The sequence below is a fragment of the Alteromonas sp. 14N.309.X.WAT.G.H12 genome (assembly GCF_036697315.1).
Taxonomy (GTDB): Bacteria; Pseudomonadota; Gammaproteobacteria; order Enterobacterales; family Alteromonadaceae; genus Alteromonas.
Genome location: NZ_JBAHZB010000139.1, coordinates 1 through 7,301, shown reverse-complemented (window position 1 = coordinate 7,301; position 7,301 = coordinate 1). Strand labels below are relative to the sequence as shown.

General features: G+C 45.4%; 6 protein-coding genes. All 6 read right to left on the bottom strand.

All coding sequences use genetic code 11. The features are described 5' to 3' along the window. On the bottom strand, window positions 1-229 hold a 229-nt coding region (locus tag V5298_RS18865), incomplete at its 3' end, for a hypothetical protein (RefSeq protein ID WP_332932981.1). A gap of 9 nt (window positions 230-238) precedes the next feature. Continuing rightward, on the bottom strand, window positions 239-1,279 hold the full coding sequence (locus tag V5298_RS18860) for a WD40/YVTN/BNR-like repeat-containing protein (protein ID WP_332932980.1): 1,041 nt from the start codon (window positions 1,277-1,279) through the stop codon (window positions 239-241). A gap of 72 nt (window positions 1,280-1,351) precedes the next feature. Further along, a complete protein-coding gene (locus V5298_RS18855) occupies window positions 1,352-2,716 on the bottom strand; it encodes a DUF1329 domain-containing protein (protein WP_332932979.1) in 1,365 nt (454 codons plus the stop codon). 10 nt (window positions 2,717-2,726) lie between these two features. Next, a complete protein-coding gene (locus tag V5298_RS18850) occupies window positions 2,727-4,787 on the bottom strand; it encodes a DUF1302 domain-containing protein (RefSeq protein ID WP_332932978.1) in 2,061 nt (686 codons plus the stop codon). 198 nt (window positions 4,788-4,985) lie between these two features. Beyond that, complete coding sequence (locus V5298_RS18845; RefSeq protein WP_332932977.1) at window positions 4,986-5,228, bottom strand: DUF2835 family protein; 243 nt, start codon at window positions 5,226-5,228, stop codon at window positions 4,986-4,988. Beyond that, on the bottom strand, window positions 5,206-7,301 hold a 2,096-nt coding region (gene pepN / locus V5298_RS18840; RefSeq protein ID WP_332932976.1), incomplete at its 5' end, for an aminopeptidase N. The genes V5298_RS18845 and pepN, both read right to left, overlap by 23 nt.

The window sequence follows — 7,301 nt, the reverse complement described above, 5'->3', positions numbered from 1 at the left end:
CATCACAAACCGACACCAAAACATTATTCGCGCCACCAAAATCCTGCCGGTGCGCCATGTAGGTTTGCATGTATGTATGATTTAGCGGGACATTTTTTTCAAATCCTGCATCTAGGCGCATCATAGAGGCCTGGAAACCGAGATAAACCGTTGCCATGAGAAAGATAGCTATAACAATTTTTCGATAGCCGAAAATGAGTCTTTCAATCACTGTAGTAAAACTTGACATATTGGTCGCTTAATCCATTTTCAATTGCTTAATACCCTTGGCAGAAACCGCAATAATTTTGTCTTTAAATCTGACGGCATTGACTATGCTGGCTTTGTCATCGAGCTGATAAGAAGAAAGGTTTTGGGGTACCTGACAGTCTTCCTGGCCTCCCCAACCTGAGAACGCTTGGGTTTGTAAAGGACGAGAAAGGCTAACCACATAACCATTATTTGCTAAAATCAATACCTTGTTTGTTGTTGTGGGTAAAATCGCATTAAACGACACCGCCATGCAGGTAGGGACGGACTGCCAATTTTGGCCATCCTTTTGTATAAAAGTATGGCCGCGAAGGCCTACAATCATAAGGGTATGATCATCAAGGGCGGTAATATTTAAAAACGACCCTTCATAACCGGTATCCATCCGTTGCCAGATTTTGCCTTCATCAGTACTTTTAGCCACCAGACCCGCTTCACCCACGAGGTATAATGCATCATGTGTACGATATAACTTGTTTAAGTGCGGCAATATGGCGCTAAGTTCTTCGTCATAATATTCGGGAGTTTCTTCTTTAACTTCGTTGAGGTATTCCTGATCGTAAGGATGCAACAAGGTGGCGTGCAATTCCTGCGTCCAGGTTTCCCCGCCATTTGTTGTACGGAAAAAAAGCCCGTAAGCCCCAATGGCAATTCCCTGCTGATGATCGAAAAAAAGGACATCTAAGAAAGGTTTCTCTAGATCTGGGGCTTCCATCTGTATGACCCAGTGTTTCCCCCGGTCATTAGAATGCAAAATGGTAGCATCATGGCCCACCGCCCAGACCTCATCCCCCACGGTGGTAACAGAGGTGAGGGTCACCGTTGTTGGCACCGCTTGTTGTGTATAGCTAACGCCATCTACCGAGGTCAGTATATGTCCCCGTTCACCCACTATCACAAGGTAATCGTCCGATGTGCTAGCCACATCCAAGAGTACGGAATGTTCAACCTGCGGCGCCATAAAGGCTTCTTGCGCCTTTACTGGCATGATTGCTGACAACACGACTATCGCCGCCAGAACTGTCTTCATAAATTATGCCTAACTTCGTTATTGTCTTTAAATGAAAAACGGCTGGCAAAGCCAGCCGTATATACCTGTGAACTACCGGCCTTCACGTCTTAATGCTTGGGAGGTAAATTCCCGCTCACGAGGACGAATGGTAAAGTCGTACATTTTTTCTTCGTTGTCTAAACCAATGGCAAGATAACGGCGGGAGTTTAGGTCGTGATAAACATCCAGGGTTGACCATTGAGTGGGAACGTCATAATAGTTAATGCCGTAGGCAAAGGCGACACGGTATAGTTCATCGTTTTTATCATACATATCCGCTTCTTGGATCTGCCAACTGTCTTCATCAATGAAGAAAACCCGTTTTTGATAAATATGACGCAGTCCTTCTTTAAGGTTTGCTTCTACCACCCATACGCGGTGCTTCTCCCAACGGGTAAGATCTGGGTTGATATGGTTAGGCTTTAAAATGTCATCGTAACTTATCTCATCGCTATGTAACGCATAGCTATTGTAAGCAACGTACATTTCTTTTTTGCCCTTTAACGTCCAGTCGTAACGATCGGGTGAGCCATTGTACATATCAAAATCGTCGGTGGTTCTTAGACCGTCAGACTCTGTTCCTGGTGTATCATAGGCAATTTGAGGCACCCGGTTTAACCGTTTACGTCCGGTATTATATTTCCACGCTTCACGGGGCTCTTTGACCTGATCAACGGTTTCTTTTACCAGCAAAATATCACCGGCAAGACGCGCAGGTTCAGTAATTTTCTGTTTAAAGAAAAACAGGATGTTTTCTTCTTCTAAATCTTCCGGTTTGGCGTTTTCATTAGAATATTTAATTAATAACTTTTCATCAAAACCAATGCGGGTGTAGTTTCCTGAAGACGTCACCGCTGCCTGACCACCAAACCGTTGCACGGCCTCACCCCGATAGCGCAAAATATGGTTCCAAATGGCTTCAAGACCGTTTTGTGGAATGGGAAATGGGATCCCCGTTGCCGCGCCCTTGATACCATTTCCGGATTCAATTAATTCAGCCCGGGTGGCATTGGCTTTGGTCGCATCATAGACAAACTGTGGGTTTGACGCTGAACGGCGTGTTTGGTAAACCGGCATACGATAGGTGTCGGAATACATTTCAAACAACTTTTTTTGCCCTTCAGACAAAAACTCGCTGTATTGTTGATAATTCTCCCCGGTGATCTCAAACAGTACTTTGTCTTCTGGGAAGGGATCTGGGTGGTGATCGCCTGGGGAATAATTTTCAGGTGGCGTAGTGATGCCGCCCGTATAAGCCGGAATGCTGCCATCAGCATTCCCTGCCACTTCGCCACCGAGGGGCGTAAGTGTTTTACCGAGAGTATCGGCCTCTTGTTGTGACACTTTTGCCCAAACTGCGGAAGCTGAAAATGTCAGCGCCACTGCGGCGGCGATAAGACTTGCTTTGCGTAACATACGATACCCCTTAAATCGAATACTTGATATTGAAAGACACAAAATCACGGTCAGACAATTGATTACTATTGCCAACGCCCCCCCAAAATGCGCTGTATGACGCGGTGGCAGACCAGCTACTCAAATAGTTAAACGTCACGGCGAGGCTCGCTGATTTTGAACCTTCTAAAAATACATACAGTGGATCCGGTGTGGTGCCATTCACATCATGGGAAAACGTCGCCCGTGTTTGTACATTTACGCCGGCGAAAACGTTATTGAAATCAGCCAAGGCTAAAATGCGGTAACCCCACGCATCCTCGGTGGCAAAGGGGTTAGTTTCCGGCCCATTTGATAATGCGGTAAGCAGACCTTCGCGGGAATTTCCATCGGCAGTGGGCTCTATGGAGCCGGATCTGCCTGTGCCCGGCGCATTTAAGCGCACCACACTCGGATCAGGAAAATCCACAATATTCACGTAACCCACTTCACCGAGTACGATGAGGTTATCTGTGCCTAATGCCGGCCCGAACACTTGTGACAAGGTAAACTGCGCCTGATAAGTATCTGAGAAAACATACCCTTGTGCTGTCTCACCGGGTCCAACACCGCGATCTATATTGTTTAACTGTGAAATACCATCCAGTTCTGGGCTGATTCCGGCATTCGCCAATTGTTCAGGCATCCCCATATAGAGTAGTTCAACATCGTCAATTTGCAGGGGTTCATCCATGCGGTAGGCAAATTCACCGGCAAGTGCCCAACTACCAATATTGGTATTAAAACTTAAGCCAAAGAGTTTGATATCTTCTGGATAATAAAAACGGGCTTCAGTGAAGGCATCTAAGTTAGTTACGTTGTCTTTGGTAATGGTATTTTGTGCAAGGTACGCCAAATCTGTTGCAATGCCGGTATCTGTGAAATCTGAGGTGATACCCGAAATCAATGGGCGCTGACTGTGGTAGTTAATATGGTAAAAACTCAGTTCACTGTCATACAGCATTTCCGAAAGCCAGGTAACACGAATACCGTATTGACCTTGATCATCGGCATCTTCGTGGGCCGAATCAGAAAACCCTCTTAACGCAACCTTGGTTGGATAGGCCAGATAGGCTTGGGCAATGGTGGTTTGATCGCCGCCGGCTCTTAGCGCGTCCCCTAGGCCATTAAGGGATGATAATAGAAATTCAAGATCGATATCGGGGTTGCCGGTAAAGCCAAGTTGGATATTGTTTGCCTGCCCGCCTTCGCCAACAAAATCATTGGTGGCAAAATAGCTGCCCGCTACAGGCAACCAACTGCGTTCCCATTCGTATTGATAATAGGCTGAAACGCTAACGGTATCGGTAATACCTAAAGAGGCATAGACCATTCCCACAGGGATAAAGACTTCTTTTAATTCAGCCCCCGGAGCCCGCGCCCGGTTTACATCCACCGGATTGGTGGTGTTGATACCGTGTTGAATGAAAGTACTCTCCCCCCAACTGATGACCTGATCACCAATGCGTACGGATAAGGGCTTGTCATCTATCCAAAAATCACCGTAAAAATAGGCATCGAGAATACGAAAGTCTTTACACAAAAGCGCTTCAGCACTTGATGATGCGCACAGATCGTGAGAATTACCCGTTATTGGATTGGCAGCACCATGTTCCTTACCACTTTGCTCGAAATCGTAAAACCAAAAAGCTCGGGTAAAGAAACCATAGTCACCCAAATTGATATCTAGATCGTGATTACCGGTTACCTGTGTTGAAAAGGCTTTGCCTGAATCATGAGATAAATTACCTAAATCGCCGTTTGAAGAATAATTTCCGTCGGCCAAAGACCAAACATCTGCAGATTGATATTTCACATTGGTTGCTGCATTGTAGCCTGACCAGTCAAACTGTGGATGATTGCTGTTACCAATTAAATTGAAATCTCTGTCTTCCACGCGAATGCTAGTGGCCAGCGTGAAAGTGGAGTCAAGGGATACCGAAACATCACCAAAATCCCAGTTTGCACCAAGTGTCGGTGAGGACGTGCTTATAAGGGTGGCAATACCTATGGCAAGTGATGATTTGTTAAAGCGATTCTGCCTATTTATCATTTTTATACTCCTGATCCAACCCAATAACATTCGATGGATTGCTAAAAACGTGTGCCCAACTACTGTTGTTTACAAAATGATTACATCATTTTCATACTTACGCAAGAACTAATCGTACCAGTTCACCTAATTAATAAGGCAAACAGTTTCAACAGTTTATTAGACAAAAGTATAGTAGTGATTATTTTTTAAGCAATTTTAGCGCACTCTTTCGAAAGATTTAATCTTGCGCTCGGCAGAAATAATCATGCGAAAGCGTCCATGGATCCCGCGACTATCTATGAAGGGACGTAAACGGACAAATGGGACTTGTATGCGAAGGCCGGATTCGGCGATCAGGACCACGCTTTGCCAGGCACTTTGATAAAGTGCCTGGCAGTGTGAGTAAGGAATGGAAAGAGTAAAAAAGTAGGTTTTATCAGTGGGATTCACGATTCTCATAAGCCAGACTTTTGCTGACTTTCTCAAAGACATCCTTGCTCAAGGCTTTATGATCTAAAAGGCGATTTAATTGCTTTTTCATCAATGCTTGATGGCTAGGATCGTATTGCTGCCACTGTGTCAGTGGTGTGACAATGCGTGCGGCGACCTGGGGGTTTTGTTTGTCAAGTTCGATAAGATAATCGGTGACAAATTGGTAACCACTGCCGTCCAATTTATGGAAGCCCGATGCATTGTAAAATGCAAAGCTGCCAATAAGTGAACGTACGCGATTTGGATTACCCATGGTAAATTGCGGATGGGCTTTTAACATTGTTATGTGGGCTAAAATGTCATCACGATGGGTGGTGGCGTGCAATGCAAACCACTTATCCAACACCAGGGGATCCTGTCGCCATTTTTGCTCAAATTGGGTCATGAGTTTCTCAAATAGCCCGTCGGCTTTAATTTGACCCGCTTTAAGGGCGCCCAGCGTATCCGTCATGTTATCGGCGTTATTAAAATGCGCCTCTATCAGGGCATTCCCATCGGGCGTACGCGCTAATAAACCAAGAATAACGTTTTTACAACGACGGGCATTCACTTGTTGTTGGGTATAGTGGTAATCCCCAACAGAAATGCCCTGCCATATCGTGGTAAGTACCGGTGCCATTTGGGTGGCAAATTGCTGAGCAAAGGCCTCTCGTGCATCCACAAGGGTTTGTACATGAATGGCACTTCTGCTTTGGCATAAGGTTTCAAAGCTGGGAATTGACAGGCATTCCGCTAACAACTCATGGTTATGTTTTTCTTGCTCAAAGACTTCGGCCAGTGAAGACCAAACCTCTGCGGGGATCTCAGCCTGTTGTTCTAATTGACGAACACACCAATCGTACAGAGATTGTATGGCGTCCCAGCGATTAAAAGCATCGCTGGCGCATTTAAATACGCGGATCCACTCTGCCACAGAAAGTGGATTATCCACTTTAACTGGGGCGGAAAAATTACCCAGTATTACAGGGATCGTTGACTCAGGAACATGGGAAAATGTCATCGACAGGGAGGGTTTATCGAGGATAACCAACCCATCGTTAATCAATCCTTCCTGGTCTACATAATGTTGACCTTCATTGTCCACACACTCAAATGCCACTGGGATATACAGGGCTTCTTTGGTGGCTTGATCCGCCGTAGGCGGTGTGTGCTGTGACAAGGTTACATGCAAGGTTTTGTTTTGCTTATCGTAAATACGTTCAACACTGATAATGGGCGTCCCCGACTGACTATACCATTTGGCAAAGTGAGTGAGATCTTTATCTGTTGCGGTTTCCATGGCGGCAACAAAATCATCACAGGTAACCGCTTGACCATCATGACGTCGGAAATACTCATCCATCCCTTTGCGAAAGCCATCCTTCCCTAACAAGGTATGCATCATGCGTATGACTTCAGCCCCTTTGTCGTAAACTGTCACCGTATAGAAATTATTCATTTCTATGACTTCATCGGGACGAATGGGGTGACTCATGGCGCTAGCATCTTCAGCAAATTGATGTTCCCGCATAACGCGAACGTGTTTAATTCGATTGCTTAACGACGAGGTCATATCAGCGCTAAACTGTTGATCGCGAAAGACTGTTAACCCTTCTTTAAGGCTAAGCTGGAACCAGTCTCGACAAGTGACACGGTTGCCCGTCCAGTTGTGGAAATATTCGTGGGCAATGACGGATTCCACATTGAAGAAATCTTCATCCGTAGCGGAATTCTGATCCGCCAATACAAACTTGCTGTTGAAAATATTGAGTCCTTTGTTCTCCATGGCCCCCATATTGAAGAAATCCACGGCTACGATCATGTAAATATCTAAATCGTATTCAAGACCAAAGGTCTCTTCATCCCATTTCATGGCACGTTTCAAGGAGGCTAAAGCAAAGTCGCCCTGACTTTGTTTTCCCTTATCCACGTAAAGCTCTAATTTAACCTCACGACCACTGGTGGTTGTATAACTATCTTCCAGCAAATCGAATTCACCGGCCACCAAGGCAAATAAGTAACAAGGTTTAGGATGAGGATCCTGCCAGGATACCCAGTGTG